This is a genomic window from Streptomyces sp. NPDC028419 (assembly GCF_055565515.1).
In genome coordinates this window covers 23723-40242 of record NZ_JBVHUE010000038.1, presented here as the reverse complement: position 1 = coordinate 40242, position 16520 = coordinate 23723, and the positions used below count along the sequence as shown (strand labels likewise).

13 protein-coding genes are annotated in these 16520 nt (G+C 72.0%); 9 read left to right on the top strand and 4 right to left on the bottom strand.

Features of this window, described 5'->3' with window-relative positions; translation table 11 throughout:
- Window positions 1-4 precede the first annotated feature (4 nt).
- The 4 genes from ACZ4UB_RS33300 to ACZ4UB_RS33285 are packed head-to-tail and all read left to right on the top strand — an operon-like array spanning window position 5 to window position 4539.
- Entirely contained in the window at window positions 5-1027 is a 1023-nt protein-coding gene (locus ACZ4UB_RS33300) for a carbohydrate ABC transporter permease (RefSeq protein ID WP_468076055.1), read from the top strand.
- Window positions 1024-1893 (top strand): sugar ABC transporter permease, encoded by an 870-nt coding sequence (locus ACZ4UB_RS33295; protein WP_468076053.1) that lies wholly within the window; start codon window positions 1024-1026, stop codon window positions 1891-1893. The genes ACZ4UB_RS33300 and ACZ4UB_RS33295 overlap by 4 nt, the downstream gene beginning before the upstream one ends.
- Window positions 1894-1939: 46 nt before the next feature.
- A complete protein-coding gene (locus ACZ4UB_RS33290) occupies window positions 1940-3541 on the top strand; it encodes a glycoside hydrolase family 13 protein (protein ID WP_468076051.1) in 1602 nt (533 codons plus the stop codon).
- A complete protein-coding gene (locus ACZ4UB_RS33285) occupies window positions 3529-4539 on the top strand; it encodes a LacI family DNA-binding transcriptional regulator (protein ID WP_468076049.1) in 1011 nt (336 codons plus the stop codon). The genes ACZ4UB_RS33290 and ACZ4UB_RS33285 overlap by 13 nt, the downstream gene beginning before the upstream one ends.
- 179 nt (window positions 4540-4718) lie before the next feature.
- Here the strand turns inward: ACZ4UB_RS33285 and ACZ4UB_RS33280 are convergent, their stop codons facing one another.
- On the bottom strand, window positions 4719-4928 hold the full coding sequence (locus ACZ4UB_RS33280) for a hypothetical protein (RefSeq protein WP_468076047.1): 210 nt from the start codon (window positions 4926-4928) through the stop codon (window positions 4719-4721).
- A 286-nt stretch (window positions 4929-5214) separates the two neighbouring features.
- On the opposite strand from ACZ4UB_RS33280, the gene ACZ4UB_RS33275 reads away from it, so the two are divergent.
- The gene (locus ACZ4UB_RS33275) at window positions 5215-6459 is read left to right on the top strand and encodes a helix-turn-helix transcriptional regulator (protein WP_468076045.1); all 1245 of its coding nucleotides are present in this window, start codon (window positions 5215-5217) and stop codon (window positions 6457-6459) included.
- Between the two features lie 9 nt (window positions 6460-6468).
- On the opposite strand, the gene cutA is transcribed toward ACZ4UB_RS33275, so the two are convergent.
- The gene (gene cutA / locus ACZ4UB_RS33270) at window positions 6469-6795 is read right to left on the bottom strand and encodes a divalent-cation tolerance protein CutA (RefSeq protein WP_468076043.1); all 327 of its coding nucleotides are present in this window, start codon (window positions 6793-6795) and stop codon (window positions 6469-6471) included.
- Window positions 6796-6988: 193 nt separating this feature from the next.
- Here cutA and ACZ4UB_RS33265 point away from each other — a divergent pair, with 193 nt between their 5' ends.
- Window positions 6989-8683: a carbohydrate-binding module family 20 domain-containing protein gene (locus ACZ4UB_RS33265; RefSeq protein WP_468076041.1), complete on the top strand. Its 1695-nt coding sequence runs from the start codon at window positions 6989-6991 to the stop codon at window positions 8681-8683.
- 43 nt (window positions 8684-8726) lie between these two features.
- Window positions 8727-14099, top strand: a complete 5373-nt coding sequence (gene pulA, locus ACZ4UB_RS33260; protein ID WP_468076039.1) for a pullulanase-type alpha-1,6-glucosidase — start codon at window positions 8727-8729, stop codon at window positions 14097-14099.
- Window positions 14100-14114: 15 nt separating this feature from the next.
- Here pulA and ACZ4UB_RS33255 read toward each other — a convergent pair whose 3' ends face one another.
- Both ACZ4UB_RS33255 and ACZ4UB_RS33250 read right to left on the bottom strand, forming a co-directional pair.
- On the bottom strand, window positions 14115-14651 hold the full coding sequence (locus tag ACZ4UB_RS33255) for a GNAT family N-acetyltransferase (protein ID WP_468076037.1): 537 nt from the start codon (window positions 14649-14651) through the stop codon (window positions 14115-14117).
- Window positions 14652-14661: 10 nt separating this feature from the next.
- Entirely contained in the window at window positions 14662-15402 is a 741-nt protein-coding gene (locus ACZ4UB_RS33250; protein WP_354383503.1) for a TetR/AcrR family transcriptional regulator, read from the bottom strand.
- 110 nt (window positions 15403-15512) lie between these two features.
- On the opposite strand from ACZ4UB_RS33250, the gene ACZ4UB_RS33245 reads away from it, so the two are divergent.
- A complete protein-coding gene (locus tag ACZ4UB_RS33245; protein ID WP_468076035.1) occupies window positions 15513-16007 on the top strand; it encodes a hypothetical protein in 495 nt (164 codons plus the stop codon).
- On the top strand, window positions 16000-16416 hold the full coding sequence (locus ACZ4UB_RS33240; RefSeq protein WP_468076033.1) for a hypothetical protein: 417 nt from the start codon (window positions 16000-16002) through the stop codon (window positions 16414-16416). The genes ACZ4UB_RS33245 and ACZ4UB_RS33240 overlap by 8 nt, the downstream gene beginning before the upstream one ends.
- The last annotated feature ends 104 nt before the right edge of the window (window positions 16417-16520 follow it).

Sequence of the window (16520 nt, the reverse complement as noted above, 5' to 3'; positions counted from 1 at the left end):
GACGATGGCTGCTCAGACCAGCCGGTCCGTAGCGCCGGCCGCGGGTGACGACGTCACCCGCGGCCGGAGCCGCGGGACCGACCGCAAGCCCGGGGCCCGCCCCGGCCGGATCCGGCGCGCGCTGGCCACCCACTGGTACGCCTGGACGATGGTCACCCCCGTGGTGCTCGTCCTCGGCGTGATCATCGGGTGGCCGCTGGTCCGCGGGATCTACCTGTCGCTGACCGACGCCAACGAGCGCAACGTCGCCCGTACGATCGGCCCCAACACCATCGACGCGACCTACCAGTTCGTCGGCCTCGACAACTACACGGCCGCGCTGAGCGACCCGGTCTTCCTGGACCGGCTGGTGTGGACGGTGATCTGGACCGTCGCCTGCGTGTCCATCACCTTCGCGCTCGGCCTCGGCCTCGCCAACATCCTCAACCGGGAGTTCCGGGGCCGCGCCGTCTACCGGATGGCGCTCATCCTGCCCTGGGCCGTCCCCGGCTTCGTGTCCGTCTTCGCCTGGCGGTTCCTCTTCAACCGCGACAACGGCATCCTGAACAAGGTCCTCGAAGGCGGCGGGATCTCCGCCGTGCCCTGGCTCGACGACCCCACCTGGGCCAAGCTCGCGGTCATCACCGTCAACGTCTGGCTGGGCATCCCCTTCATGATGGTCGCCCTCCTCGGCGGCCTCCAGTCCATCCCCGGCGAGCTGTACGAGGCCGCCGAGATGGACGGCGCGAGCCCCTGGCAGCGCTTCCGGCACATCACCCTGCCGGGGCTGCGCACGGTCAGCATGACGGTGATCCTGCTCTCCACCATCTGGACCTTCAACATGTTCCCGGTGATCTTCCTGCTCACCCGCGGCGGGCCGGGCGACGCCACCGAGATCCTGGTGACGCAGGCGTTCCGGCAGGCCTTCGTGACCAGCCCGCGCGACTTCGCCGGGTCCGCGACCTGGGGCGTCCTCATCCTCGCCCTGCTCATGATCTTCGCGCTGGTCTACCGGCGTTCGCTGCGCAAGCAGGGAGAGGTGTGGTGACCGTGACGACCACCTCCAGCGTCACCCAAGAGGTACGGCCCCGCGGGCAGCGCGGACCGCTCGCCTCCGTCGCCCTGCACGGCACGCTCGTCGTCGCGGCCGTCATCGCGGTCTTCCCGGTGCTGTGGATCCTGCTGACCTCGCTCAAGCCGCCGCAGCAGGCGGTCAGTACCGACTTCATCAAGGACCCCACCCTCGACAACTACCGCTACCTGGTGGACCACACGTCCTTCTTCACCTGGTTCGGCAACTCGGTGCTGGTCGCGGGCATCACCACCGTCCTCGGCGTGTTCATCGCCGCGACCACGGGATACGCGGTCAGCCGGTTCAAGTTCCCCGGCATGAAGCCGCTGATGTGGACCCTGCTGGTCACCCAGATGTTCCCGATGGCCATCCTCATCGTCCCGCTCTACAACCTGATGGGCGAGCTGGGGCTGCTCAACCAGCCGCTCGGCCTGATCATCACGTACCTCACCATCGCGGTGCCGTTCTGCGCCTGGATGATGAAGGGCTTCTTCGACACCATCCCGATCGAGATCGACGAATCCGGTCGGGTCGACGGGCTCAACCCCTTCGGGACCTTCTGGCGGCTGATCCTCCCGCTGGCCCGCCCGGGCCTCGCGGTCACCGCCTTCTACTCCTTCATCACCGCCTGGGGCGAGGTGGCGTACGCCTCCGCCTTCCTGGTCGGCGACGACAACCTCACGCTGGCCGGGGGTCTGCAGACCTTCGTGACCCAGTACACCGCCAACTGGGGTCCGATGACGGCGGCTTCCGTCCTCATCGCCATCCCCGCGGCGATCTTCTTCGTCTTCGCCCAGCGTCACCTCGTCGCCGGTATGACCGCGGGCGCGACCAAGGGCTGACCACCCTTCCCGACGCGTACACCGGCCCGATCTCTCCAAGGACGACATGACCCAGCACCTCGCCGACGCTCTTCCCACCGCGACCGGCACCCAGCCCGGCTGGTGGCGGGAAGCGGTGATCTACCAGGTCTATCCGCGCAGCTTCGCCGACAGCAACGGGGACGGGATGGGGGACCTCGAAGGGGTCCGGACCCGGCTGCCCTACCTCAAGGAACTGGGCGTCGACGCCGTCTGGCTCAGCCCGTTCTACGCCTCCCCGCAGGCCGACGCGGGCTACGACGTCGCCGACTACCGGGCCATCGACCCGATGTTCGGCAGCCTGCACGACGCCGACGCCGTGATCCGCGAGGCCCACGCGCTGGGCCTGCGGATCATCGTCGACCTCGTCCCCAACCACTGCTCCGACCAGCACGAATGGTTCAAGCAGGCGCTGCGCGAGGGCCCCGGCAGCCCGCTGCGCGAGCGCTTCCACTTCCGGTCCGGGCGGGGGGCGGGCGGGGAGCTGCCGCCGAACGACTGGGAGTCGATCTTCGGCGGCCCGGCGTGGACGCGGGTCGCGGACGGCGAGTGGTATCTGCACCTCTTCGCCCCCGAGCAGCCCGACTTCAACTGGGAACACCCGGCCGTCCAGGACGAGTTCCGCTCCATCCTGCGGTTCTGGCTGGACCTCGGCGCCGACGGCTTCCGCATCGATGTCGCGCACGGCCTGGTCAAGGCCCCCGGCCTGCCCGACCTCGGCCGCGACGAGCAGCTCAAGCTGCTGGGCAACCAGGTCCTGCCCTTCTTCGACCAGGACGGCGTCCACGAGATCTACCGCTCCTGGCGGACCGTGCTGGAGGAGTACGCCGGTGACCGCATCGGGGTCGCCGAGGCGTGGACCCCGAGCGCGGACCGCACCGCCCTCTACCTGCGGCCCGACGAGCTGCACCAGGCCTTCAACTTCCAGTACCTGAACACCGGATGGGACGCCGACGCGCTGCGCGCGACCATCGACGAATCGCTCGACGCGATGCGGGTCGTGGGTGCTCCGACGACGTGGGTGTTGTCGAACCATGACGTGGTGCGGCACGTGACCCGCTACGGCGGCGGCGCGCAGGGACTGTCCCGCGCGCGGGCGGCGGCGCTGCTGATGCTGGCGCTGCCCGGGTCGGCGTACGTCTACCAGGGCGAGGAGCTCGGCCTGCCGGAGGTCGTCGACCTGCCGGACGGGGTGCGTCAGGACCCGGCCTTCTCGCGGAGCGCCGGGCAGGATGGTTTGCGGGATGGGTGCCGGGTGCCGATTCCGTGGTCGGGTGAGGTGGCTCCGTACGGGTTCGGGAGCGGGGGGAGCTGGTTGCCGCAGCCGGTGGAGTGGGCGGGGCTGAGCGTGGCCGCGCAGACCGGCGACCCGCACTCCACCCTGGAGCTGTACCGCGCCGCGCTGCGGATCCGGCGCGAGCGGGACGACCTGGGCGCGGGGGACGCGGTGGAGTGGCTGGCGGCCCCGGCCGGGGTGCTGGCCTTCCGGCGCGGGGAGTTCGTCTGCACGGTGAACACGGGCGGCGAGGCGGTACGCATCCCCGCGCCCGGAACCGTACTGCTGGCCAGCGGCCCGCTGGCCGACCCGGACCTGCTCCCGGCCGACACGGCGGTGTGGTGGCAGGGGTGACCTCCCCCCTTCGGCTGACGGACATCGCCGCGCAGGCCCAGGTCAGCGAGGCGACCGTCAGCCGTGTGCTCAACGGCAAGGCGGGCGTGGCGGCCGGCACCCGGCACAAGGTGCTGGCCGCGCTCGACCTGCTCGGCTACGAACGGCCCGTACGGCTGCGCAGGCGCAGCAACGGGCTCGTCGGGCTGCTCATCCCCGAGCTGACCAACCCGATCTTCCCCGCCTTCGCGCAGGTCATCGAGCAGGCGCTGGCGGGGCACGGGTACACGCCGGTGCTGTGCACGCAGACGCCCGGCGGGGCCACCGAGGACGAGCTGGTGGAGCAGCTTGAGCAGCGCGGGGTGACGGGGATCGTCTTCCTGTCCGGGCTGCACGCGGACTCCTCGGCGGATCCGACGCGCTACCAGCGGCTCGCGGCGCGCGGGGTCCCGTTCGTCCTGATCAACGGCTTCAACGAGCACGTCCACGCGCCCTTCATCTCGCCGGACGACCGGGCGGCCGCGGACATGGCGGTGCGGCACCTGGAGGACCTCGGGCACCGGCGGATCGGGCTGGCGATCGGCCCGACGCGGTACGTGCCCTCGGCCCGCAAGGAGCAGGGGTTCCTGGCCGCGCTGCCCTCGGCCGGGGCCGAAGGGCTGATCCAGCGCACGCTCTTCACGGTGGAGGGCGGGCACGCGGCGGGCGGCGCGCTGCTGGACCGGGGCTGCACGGGCATCGTGTGCGGGAGCGACCCGATGGCGCTGGGCGTCATCCGGGCGGCCCGCGAGCGGGGGCTGCGGGTCCCGGAGGACGTGTCGGTCGTCGGCTTCGACGACTCGCCGCTGATCGCGTTCACGGACCCGCCCCTGACCACGGTCCGCCAGCCGGTCCGCGCGATGGCGACGGCGGCGGTGGGCGCCCTCCTGGAGGCGGTGGGCGGCACCCCGGTCCAGCGCACGGAGTTCGTGTTCCAGCCGGAACTGGTCGTCCGCGGCTCCACCTCCCAGGCCCCCTGAGCCCACGGGGGGTCTGCTGGGCCGGGGTCGGCGGGGGTCCGGGGGTTGTGGGGCGCGGCCGGTGGGGGTCGTCTCCTCGGCTCGCAGAACCTTCCCGGGGTCGGAGCGGTCGCCCGGTGCCGGTTCTGCTCGGCCTGCGGGGACGACCCCCACCGCCCACACCCCACCACCCCCGCGCGTCAGGCGGGCCGGACGTTGTCCACCGCGGTGGTGAACTCGCGGCCGGAGGAGCCCCGGACGTAGGCCGGCGTCGCCCCGTGCCGGCGGGCGGGGTCCGCCGACACGTCCTCGTCGATCACGGCCATCAGCTCTCCCTCGGCCCCGGAAGCGATGTCGCGCACGCGGCGCCGGAGCAGGCGATGGGGCAGGTACGCGTAGCGCTCAGTCATCGGAGGGTTCCTCAAGGGACGAGAGGAACCTCTCCCACCCGGCGCGAGCGCGGTCGAGGACCGCCCGGCTGAGCCCGGGCCTGGCCTCCCTGTCCGGCCAGGGGTCGGCAGAGGCGGTCGTCAGGGGCTCGTTGGTGCCCCCTCGGTCTGTGGTCATGGCTCCATGACAGCGCTCTGCAGGGACTCTTCCCAGGGGAATCCTTCGGGGGAAAAGCCTGTCAAGGGGGAACCTGCGGGGGAATTCGAGGTCATCATGGGGCGACGTCGACCGACAGGGGTCACACGCATGTCGGCAGACCCGTTCGCCCAATTGTTGCTCCGGCTTCGTATGGAGGCCGGGCGTACCCAGGAGCAGCAGGCGGCCGCGATCAATACGGCTTCCGGCCGGGACACCGTGACTCGTCGTGAGATCAGCCGCTATGAGAACGGCGAGAACATCCCGACCACCCACACCATCTCCTACATCGCGGTGGCCTGCGGCGTACCTGTGGAGCAGCTCCGGTTGGAGGCTGCGGCCGCGCGCGTGCGACGTAGGAAGTCGACAGACCGGGACGAAGAGGAGTCGAGCGAGATGGAGCGCCGGAAGCTGATCGGAGGCGCCGTCATCGGCGCCGCGGTGGCCGGCGAGCCGTGGGCGCGGCTCGCCCACGCCCTCGCTGGGAGTGGCCGCGTCGACGGCCACGCGGTCGATGTCCTGGTGAAGCGAGCCGGGGCGCTGCACATCAGCGAGAACCACCTGACGGCACGGCAATTGCAAGGGCACGTCGTGGCGCACCTCGATGCCATCACCGTTGCCCTACCCCGTGCGTCCGACCGTGAGAAGGACCTCTGCATTGCGGCAGGTGAGACTGCGGCCCTGGCTGGGTGGATCGCTTGGGACCTGGGCGACCACCCCGCGGCCCGTTCGTACTACCGGGTCACCGCTGATTGTGCTGATGCCTCGGGCCATCCGCCGCTGCGGGCCCTCGCCCTGGCCTATGCGAGTTACGGAGTGGTCAGTCCAGTCCGCAGGCTGGAGCTCCTGGAGCGTGCGGTCGCGTACGTGCGGGGCCCCGGCAACGCCACCGCCGCGGCCTGGATCCATGCCCGCCACGCCGAGGAAGCGGCCGGCACCGGCGACGCGACGGCCGCTCTGCGGGCCCTCGACCGAGCCCGCACCGCGTACGACTACGCCGACCACACCGCGGAGCAGGCGTGGGTGGGGTTCATGACGCCGGCGCGTATGGACTCCCTCGTGCTCTCCGTCTACGGACGACTGGCCCATCCCGAACTCGCCGAGGCGGCTGCCGTCGCCACGCGGCGATTGGGCGGCGGGCTGTCCGACGCGGGCGTCGTCGTCCTCGGGGACCTGGCCGCCGCCCTGCTCGCGGGTGGCGACGTTGATCAAGGGGTGCACGTCGCCCGCCAGTTCGCCGCGGCGGCCGATGCCCGGCCGAACACGATGGGCCGGGTACGTGCGCTGAGCATCGCCGACCGGCTGCCGGTCAAGGAGCGTGAGCTGGCGGCACAGCTGCGGGCCTGTGTCGCCTGATGTGAGCGGCTACTCCGGCGCCGTCTCGGCGGCGACCCACGAGAGGTAGGCCTCCGAGCCGGCGTCCACCGCCAGGACGATCCACTCGGGGACGTCGTAGCCGTGGTGCTGGTCGACCCAGGCGCTCAGGGCGGGCAGCCGGTCTCGTGTCGTCTTGTAGGAGACGCGCCATTCGGTGGCCGTTTCCACCGCGCCCTGCCACCGGTAGACGGCGGTGAGCGGTGCGTCGATGTGGGCGCAGGCGGCCAGTCGGGCCTCCACCGCGCCCCGTGCCAACTCCCGTGCCGCGAGCTCGTTGTCGATGGTCGTCTGCGCGATCACGGTGTCCGTCGCCATGCCGGCCCTCCTGTGGTGTCGGTTTGCCCCGTTGGACCCTACCCAGTCGCTTCCGGGCGTGACGTGCCCTCATCGGACCCGGCAGGACACGGCGGAGAAACAATTCTGCAATCTCTTGCGCAAGGTCTTGCAGGGGGGAGGGGCGGGGCCTACGGTCGCCAACAATCCCCACCTCTTCGCCAGGAGGACCCCCATGCCCCGCATCCACAGAGCCGTGGCTGCCCTTGCCGCACTCGCCGCCGTCGGCACGTGGCAGGCGCCGCAGGCCGTCGCCGCGCCGCCCGGTGAGCGCGACGTCACCGCCGTCCTCTTCGAGTGGAACTTCGCCTCCGTCGCCAAGGCGTGCACCGACAGCCTCGGTCCCGCCGGTTACGGCTACGTCCAGGTCTCGCCTCCCCAGGAGCACATCCAGGGCCCCCAGTGGTGGACCTCGTACCAGCCCGTGAGCTACAAGATCGCCGGGCGGCTCGGTGACCGGGCCGGGTTCAAGGCGATGGTCGACACCTGCCACGCGGCGGGTGTGAAGGTCGTCGCCGACTCCGTGATCAACCACATGGCCGCCTCCGACGGCACCGGAACCGGAGGCAGTTCGTACACGAAGTACAACTACCCGGGTCTTTACTCCGGCGCCGACATGGACGACTGCCGCGCCACCATCTCCAACTACCAGGACCGGGCCAACGTCCAGAACTGCGAGCTGGTGCAGCTCGCCGACCTCGACACGGGCGAGGACTACGTACGGGGCCGGATCGCCGGCTACCTGAACGACCTGCTCTCCCTCGGCGTCGACGGCTTCCGGATCGACGCCGCCAAGCACATGCCCGCCGCCGACCTCGCCAACATCAAGTCCCGGCTGACCAAGCCGAACGCCTACTGGAAGCAGGAGGCGATCTACGGCGCGGGCGAGGCCGTCCAGCCGAGCGAGTACCTCGGCAACGGGGACGTGCAGGAGTTCCGCTACGCCCGCGACCTCAAGCGGGTCTTCCAGAACGAGAACCTGGCCCACCTGAAGAACTTCGGCGAGTCCTGGGGGTACATGCCGAGCGGCCAGGCCGCCGTGTTCGTCGACAACCACGACACCGAGCGCGGCGGGGACACCCTCAACTACACGGCGGGCGCGACCTACACCCTCGCCAACGTCTTCATGCTGGCCTGGCCCTACGGTTCGCCCGACGTGCACTCGGGCTATTCCTTCACCGACCGCGACGCCGGTCCGCCGAACGGCGGCTCGGTCGGCTCCTGTTACGCCGACGGCTGGACCTGCCAGCACGCCTGGCGCGAGATCTCCTCGATGGTGGGCTTGCGCAACGCGGCCCGCGGCCAGGGCGTCACCAACTGGTGGGACAACGGCGGCGACCAGATCGCCTTCGGGCGCGGCGCCAAGGCGTACGTGGCCATCAACCACGAGGCGTCGGCGCTCACCCGGACCTTCCAGACCTCCCTCCCGGCCGGCGACTACTGCGACGTGCAGAGCGGGCGGGCCGTCACCGTGAACGGCTCCGGGCAGTTCACCGCGACCCTCGGGCCGGACACCGCCGTCGCCCTCCACGCGGGCGCCCGCACCTGCGGCGGTGGCTCCACGCCGCCGCCCGCGGCCGCCGGCGCCTCCTTCGCGGTCAACGCCACCACGGTGCCGGGCCAGGACATCTACGTCACCGGCGACCAGGGCGCGCTCGGGAACTGGAACACCGCCTCCGCGCTGAAGCTCGACCCGGCCGCCTACCCGGTCTGGAAGCTCGACGTCACCCTGCCCGCGGGCACCTCCTTCGCCTACAAGTACGTCCGCAAGGACGCCGCGGGCAACGTCACCTGGGAGAGCGGGGCCAACCGTACGGCCACCGTCCCCGCGAGCGGGAAGGTCGCGCTCAGCGACACCTGGCGCAACTGACCCCCGCCGCGCCCCACCCCCTACCCGTTGAGGAGACCCCGCCTTGATACGCCCAGCCGCAGGAATCGTCGCCGCCGCCCTGGCCGTGACGTTGCTGCCCGCCCTCCCCGCGGCGGCCGCCGCCAAGGCTCCCGCCCCGCCCTCGGACGCCGAGCTGGCGGCGCGGCCCGCCCGGCACGACCTGACCCGGGAGCAGTTCTACTTCGTGCTCCCGGACCGCTTCGCGAACGGCGACCCGCGCAACGACCGGGGCGGTCTGACCGGCAGCCGGCTGCAGACCGGGCTGGACCCGACGGACAAGGGCTTCTACCAGGGCGGCGACCTCAAGGGGCTGACCGACCGGCTGGACTACATCAAGGGGCTGGGCACCACCGCCATCTGGATGGCGCCCATCTTCAAGAACCAGCCGGTGCAGGGGGAGGGGGCGAACACCTCAGCCGGCTACCACGGCTACTGGATCACGGACTTCACCCAGGTCGACCCGCACTTCGGGACCAACGCCGACCTGGAGCGGCTGATCGACAAGGCGCACGGGAAGGGGATGAAGGTCTTCTTCGACGTCATCACCAACCACACCGCCGACGTCATCGACTACAAGGAGAAGTCGTACTCCTACCTGTCCAAGGGGGCCTTTCCCTACCTGACCAAGGACGGGGTGGCCTTCGACGACTCCGACTACGCCGCCGGGAAGAAGGGCTTTCCGGGCGTCGGGGCCGGGTCCTTCCCACGCACGCCGCTCGTCCCCGCGGCGAAGAAGGACGCCAAGGTCCCGGCCTGGCTGAACGATCCGACGATGTACCACAACCGGGGCGACTCCACCTTCGCGGGCGAATCCGCCGAACAGGGTGACTTCTCCGGGCTCGACGACCTGTGGACCGAGCGTCCCGAGGTGGTCAGCGGGATGGAGAAGATCTACGAGAAGTGGGTCCGGGACTTCGATATCGACGGCTTCCGGATCGACACCGTCAAACACGTCGACCTGCCGTTCTGGACGCAGTGGGCCACCGCCCTCGACAAGTACGCCGCCCAGCGTGGGCGCTCGAAGTTCTTCATGTTCGGCGAGGTGTACTCCGCGGACCCGGCGGTCACCTCGCCCTACGTCACGCAGGGCCGCCTCGACGCCACCCTCGACTTCCCGCTCCAGGACGCGATCCGGGCGTACGCCGCCCAGGGCGCCGGAGCCGGACGGCTGGCCTCCGTCCTCGGGGCGGACTACCGGTACACCAGCGACAAGGCCAACGCCTACGAGCAGGTGACCTTCCTCGGCAACCACGACATGGGGAGGTTCGGCTCCTTCCTCCAGCAGGACCGGCCCGGGGCGGGGGAGCGCGAACTGCTCGACCGCTACCGGCTGGCGAACGAGCTGATGTTCTTCTCCCGCGGCAACCCGGTGATCTACTACGGCGACGAGCAGGGTTTCACGGGCGCCGGCGGCGACAAGGACGCCCGCCAGTCCCTCTTCGCCTCCAAGACGCCCGACTACCTGGATGACGACCAGCTCGGAACGGTGCGCACACACGCGAGCGATGCTTACGATCCGGGACACCCGCTCTACCAACAGATCAGTGCTCTCTCCCGGCTGACCAAGGCCCACCCCGCCCTGCGCGACGGCGTCCAGAGCGAACGCCTCGCCGACGGCTCCGTCTACGCCTTCGCCCGCACCGACCCGCGCACCCGCACCGAATACCTGGTCGCCGCCAACAACGGCGACGCGCCCCGCACCGTGGAACTCGACGCTCCGGCCGGCGCGGCCTACGGCGTCCTCTACGGCGGCGCCGGCACCACCACCGTCTGGGCCTCCTCCACCGGCAAGCTCTCCCTCACCGTCCCCGCCCTCGGCTCGGTGGTCCTCAGGGGCACCACCCCGCTCCCGGCCCCCACCACCCGCCCCGCCCTGACCCTCACCCCGCCCGCCCTCGGCGCCACCGGCACCGTCGAGCTGTCGGCGGACGTCACCGGCGGCGGCCTCAACCGGGTCGTCTTCGCCGCCCAGAGCGGCGACGACGCCTGGCAGGTCCTCGGCTCCGCCGACCACGCCCCCTACAAGGTCACCCAGCGGGTCACCGCCCCCGCGGGCACCCCGCTGCGCTACAAGGCGGTCGTCGTCGACGCCTCCGGCCGCACCGCGAGCGCCCTCGCCGCCTCCGTCGCCGGGCAGGCCCCGCCCCCCGAGGTCCCCACCGCCACCCAGCGCGACTACGCGGTGGTCCACTACCACCGCCCCGACGGCGACTACGCGAACTGGCGGCTCTACGCCTGGGGGGACCTCGCCGAGGGCGAGTCGACCACCTGGCCCGCCGGGCACGACTTCACCGGCCGCGACGCCTACGGCGCCTTCGCGTACGTCAAGCTCAAGCCCGGCGCGAGCAGCGTCGGTTACCTCGTCATCGACAAGGACGGCACGAAGGACGTCGCCGCCGACCGCACCCTCGACGTGACCAGGAGCGGCGAGATCTGGCTGGAGCAGGGCAAGGAAGCGGCCCGCACCGACCGCCCGCCCTACCCGCCCCAGGACCAGGACAAGGCCGTCCTGCACCTGAAGCGCCCCGACGGCGCCTACGACGGCTGGGGCCTGCACGTGTGGACCGGCGCGGCCACCCCCACCGACTGGTCCAAGCCGCTGCTCCCCGTCCGCACCGACTCCTACGGCGCTGTCTACGAGGTCCCGCTCGCCCCGGGCGCCACCTCGCTGAGCTACATCCTCCACAAGGGGGACGAGAAGGACCTCCCCACCGACCAGTCCCTCGACCTCAAGGCCACCGGCCACGAGGCCTGGCTGCTCGCCGGCCAGCAGAAGTACCTGCTGCCGCAGCCCGCCGGCTCCGCCGCCGCCCTCGACCTCACCAAGGCCGAGGCCGTCTGGATCGACCGCGACACCCTCGCCTGGAACGCCCCGCCCGCCGCCGCGTCGGTGCAGCTCCTGGCCTCGCGCGAGGGCCTGATCAAGGCCGCCGACGGCGTCCTCACCGGCACCGGGAAGGCCCGCTGGCTGCGGCTGACCCCGGGCGCGCTGAGCGCCGTACAGAAGCAGAAGTTCCCGCACCTGGCCGCGTACACCGCCTTCACCGTCGACCCGCGCGACCGGGACCGGGTGCGCGAGGCGCTGCGCGGGCAGCTCGTCGCGAGCGCCCGCACCGCGGGCGGCGCCGTGCTCGCCGCCACCGGGGTGCAGCTCGCGGGCGTCCTGGACGACCTGTACGCGAACACGACCCCGCTCGGCCCCACCTTCTCCGCTCGCGGCCCCCGACTCGCGCTCTGGGCGCCCACCGCCCAACAGGTCTCCCTCGAACTCGACGGCGGCGCCCGCACCGTCCCCATGCACCGCGACGACGCCACCGGCGTCTGGTCGGTGGACGGCGAGCGCTCCTGGACCGGCAAGCGCTACCGCTACGCGGTGACCGTCTGGGCGCCGAGCGTGCGCCAGGTGGTCCGCAACCTGGTCACCGACCCCTACTCCACCGCGCTGACCACCGATTCGACCTACAGCCTCGTCACCGACCTGGCCGCGCCCGCGCTCCAGCCGCCCGGCTGGCGCGAGCTGCGCAAGCCCGCCGCCGTCCCCTTCGCCTCCGCCCAGATCCAGGAACTCCACATCCGGGACTTCTCGGTGGCCGACCCCACCAGCAAGCACCCCGGCCAGTACCTGGCATTCACCGACACCGGGTCGGCGGGCATGAAGCACCTGCGCTCGCTGGCCGCCGCCGGCACCTCCTACGTCCACCTCCTGCCCGCCTTCGACATCGCGACCATCCCCGAGGACCCGGCGAACCGCACCACCCCCGCCTGCGACCTGAAGGTCTACGCCCCCGACTCCCCGCAGCAGCAGGCGTGCGTGGCGGCAGCCGCCGCGAAGGACGCCTACAACTGGGGCTACGACCCGCTGCACTACACCGTCCCGGAGGGCTCGTACGCGAGCGATCCGAACGGCACCGCCCGCACGGTGGAGTTCCGCCGCATGGTCCAGTCGCTCAATGGCGCGGGCCTGCGCACGGTGATGGACGTGGTCTACAACCACACCGCCGCCTCCGGCCAGTCGGACCTGTCCGTCCTGGACCGGGTCGTCCCCGGCTACTACCAGCGCCTGCTCGCCGACGGCTCCGTCGCCACCAGCAGCTGCTGCTCCAACACGGCCACCGAGAACGCCATGATGGGCCGCCTGGTCGTGGACTCCGTGGTCACCTGGGCCAAGGAGTACAAGGTCGACGGCTTCCGCTTCGACCTGATGGGCCACCAGCCGAAGGCCAACATCCTGGCCGTGCGCGCCGCCCTGGACCGGCTGACCCCGGCGAAGGACGGGGTCGACGGCAAGAAGGTGATCCTCTACGGCGAGGGCTGGAACTTCGGCGAGGTCGCCGACGACGCCCGCTTCGTCCAGGCCACCCAGAAGAACATGGCCGGCACCGGCATCGCCACCTTCTCCGACCGGGCGCGCGACGCGGTCCGCGGCGGCGGCCCCTTCGACGAGGACCCGCGCGTGCAGGGCTTCGCCTCCGGCCTCTTCACCGACCCGGGCGCGACCCCCGCGAACGGCACCCCCGAGCAGCAGCTGGCCCGGCTCCGGCACGCCCAGGACCTGATCAAGGTCGGGCTCACCGGCAACCTGGCGGGCTACCGCTTCACGGACGCCACCGGCGCTTCGGTCACAGGTGCCCAGCTGGACTACAACGGCCAGGGCGCCGGCTACGCGGCGGCGCCGGGCGACGCCCTCGCCTACGCGGACGCCCACGACAACGAATCGCTCTACGACGCCCTCAAGTACAAGCTCCCGCCCACCACTTCCCCCGCGGACCAGGCCCGGATGCAGGTCCTGGCGATGGCCACGGCCACCCTGTCGCAGGGCCCGTCCCTCTCCCAGGCGGGCACCGACCTGCTGCGCTCGAAGTCCCTGGACCGCAACTCCTTCGACAGCGGCGACTGGTTCAACGCCATCCACTGGAACTGCGCGGACGGCAACGGCTTCGGCCGGGGCCTGCCGCCGGCGGCCGACAACCGCGCGAAATGGCCGTACGCCACCCCGTTGTTGACCACACCCGGCCCGTCCTGCACGGAAATCACCGGCGCCGCGGCCGCCTACCGGGACCTGCTGGCCGTCCGCACCTCGGAGCCCTCCTTCGCGCTGACCAGCACGGCCGCGGTCCAGGCCCACCTGGCCTTCCCGCTCGCGGGCCCGACGGAGACCCCGGGCGTCATCACCATGACCCTCGGCGACCTGGTCGTGGTCTTCAACGCCACGCCCACCGCGCAGCGGCAGAGCGTCCCCGCACTGGCCGGGCGGGCCTACGCGCTGCACCCACGGCAGGCCGCGGGCGCCGACCCGGTGGTCAAGGCATCGGCGTACGACGCCGGGACCGGCGCGTTCACGGTCCCGGCCCGCACGGTGGCCGTCTTCCGGGCGAAGGGGGAAGCGGCCCGGTAGCCCGCGCGGACCGCCTCACACCACCGTGAGGCGGTCCAGCCGCTTCTCCAACAGGATCACCCCGTACACCCGCCCGTCCAGGGCCTGCTTGGCCGGGAACTCCCCGACCACCCGGTAGCCCGCGCCCTGGTAGTACGCCAGCAGCCGGGGGTTGGTGGAGACGCAGTCCAGCCGCGCCCGCTCCAGGCCGGCCCGGGCGATGCGCCGCTCGGCGTGTTCGAGGAGTCGGCGCCCGGCCCCGGCGGGCGCGGCCTCGCGCTCGACCATCAAGCGGTGCACGTACCCGGCGACCGGCGGCTGGACGCCCCAGGCCTCCTCGTCGGACCACCACAGCTCGTACGCCCCGCACACCCGGCCGTCGGCGTCGGCGGCGATCCACACCTCGCCGTCGGCCATCCGGGCCCGGAAGTGGTCGACGCCCTTCTCGCCCGGCTTCCACTGCTCGATGCCCTGGGCCCGCATCCACCGGGCGGCCTGGTCGTACAGGGCCACCAGGGTCGCGGCGTCCTTCTCCTCGGCCTGCCGGAACAAGATCCCGTCGTCAATGATCACGCGGTCATTATCACCGCGGGCGCGGCACCGAACCGTGCGCCGTGGCGGGTGCCTCGGGCGCGGCGGGGATGAACGCCGCGAGCCGCCGGACCAGTTCGCCGAAGGGGCCGTCGGCGGGCTCGTCCGCGAGGATCCGCACCAGCAGGCCGGCCATCTCCTCGTCGTACGCGGCGCTCACGGCGGCCAGCGCGGCGAAGTCGTGCACCAGCTGGAGCTCCAGCTCGGCGCGCGGGATCCGCCGGCCGTCGAGCCAGATCAGCGCCGTGGACTCGGCGAGCGAGACCCAGGAGCGCACGACCAGTTCCAGCCGCGCGGGCGGCCGCTCGACGCCGAGGTGGCTCAGGATCTGCTCGTAGGCGGCCTGGCGGACCTCGTCGATCATCGCGTTCGTCCGGCTGGAGCCGACCGCGGGGCCGCCGCGCATCAGGGCGGAGAAGCCGGGTCCGTGCTCGTCGACGAAGGCGAAGTACCGCCCCATCACCCGCAGCAGCCGGGCGCCCAGGGGCCCTTCGGGCGGTTCGTCGAAGCGCGCGGCCAACTCGTCGGCGGCGCGCCGCAGCGCGGCCTCGTACAGGCTCAACTTGCCCGGAAAGTAGTGGTAGACGAGCGGTCGGGATATCCCGGCGGCCGCCGCGATCTCGTCGATCGACACCTCGTCGGGCGACCGGTTGCTGAAGAGATCCAGCGCCACGCCGATCAGCTGCTGTCGCCGCTCCTCGACACCCATCCTGCGTCGCACCCCGGTTGTCATGCCAACACCCTACGGGTAGTGCGCGCCGGGCGGCATCCGCTATGTTGAACGCGTTCAACTGAACACGTTCAATCGGGCGTGTGCGGAGGTCGAGGGACGGGGGTGCGGCGATGGCCGGAATCTCGATGGTCGCGGCGGGATCGGGGCGGCTGCGCAGGTGCCTGTGGGACGCGGGCGAGGACGACGGCAAGGCCACCGGGCCACAACGCGCCCTCGCGGCGGGCGCCGCGCTCAACGCGCTCGCCGTGGCCCTCCTCCTGGCGTCCGACCCCTACTACGGCGCCTCGGTCTTCGTGCTGCTCGCGGTGCTCGGGGCGCCGCTCCTCCTCCTGCGCGTCCGGGGCGCCTTCACGACGGGCGCCGCCGTGCTGGGCGTGCTCTACACCGTGTGCAGCGTGCTCGGCGCCCTGGCCGGCCTCTTCTTCTTCGCCCCCTCCGGCATCCTGCTGCTGTTCGCCGCCTTCGCCGACGGTCGCCGACGGCCCTGCACCGCCCGGGCGCTGACCGTGCTGGGCGGCCTCCTGCTGGCCTTCTCGCTCTGGTGCGTCGCCTCCCTGGCGTGGTCCTACTACGTCGCTCCCGCCCTCGGGCTCGGCGATGTCTGAGCCCGGCCGCCCGCAAGGGGACCGCGCCCACGGGGTGCAGCGGGCACTGGCCGTGGTCGCGGCGCTGGACGCCGCGTTCCTGATGGGGACCGCGGTCCACCTCGCCGGGTGGACCCACCTCGTCTGGCTCACCCTGGGCGCCGTCCTGCCGGTCCTGGCGCCGCCCTTCGTCGGGCGCCGCCGGGCCTTCGTCGGCACCTGCCTGGGCGTCGCGGCGAGCGTCTGCGTGTGGTCCATGAGCCTCTTCGTCATCGGCGTGTTCGCCTTCTGGCCGACGGCGGTGCTCCTGGTCTGCGCGGCCTTCGCCGATCCGCGCCGCCGGCCGCACGGGGTGTGGCCGATCTGCCTCGTCGGCGTCCTGCCGCGACTGGCCACGGGGCCGGTGATCGCCCACCTGCTCACCCGCTAGGGCGTCGCCTTCGGATCCTGCCCGTCCCGGACCTGCCCTCCGGGGGCGCCTCAAACGCCGGCGGGGGGGGGGGAGGCGGGGCCGGCGGGGGTTTGAGGTTTGGA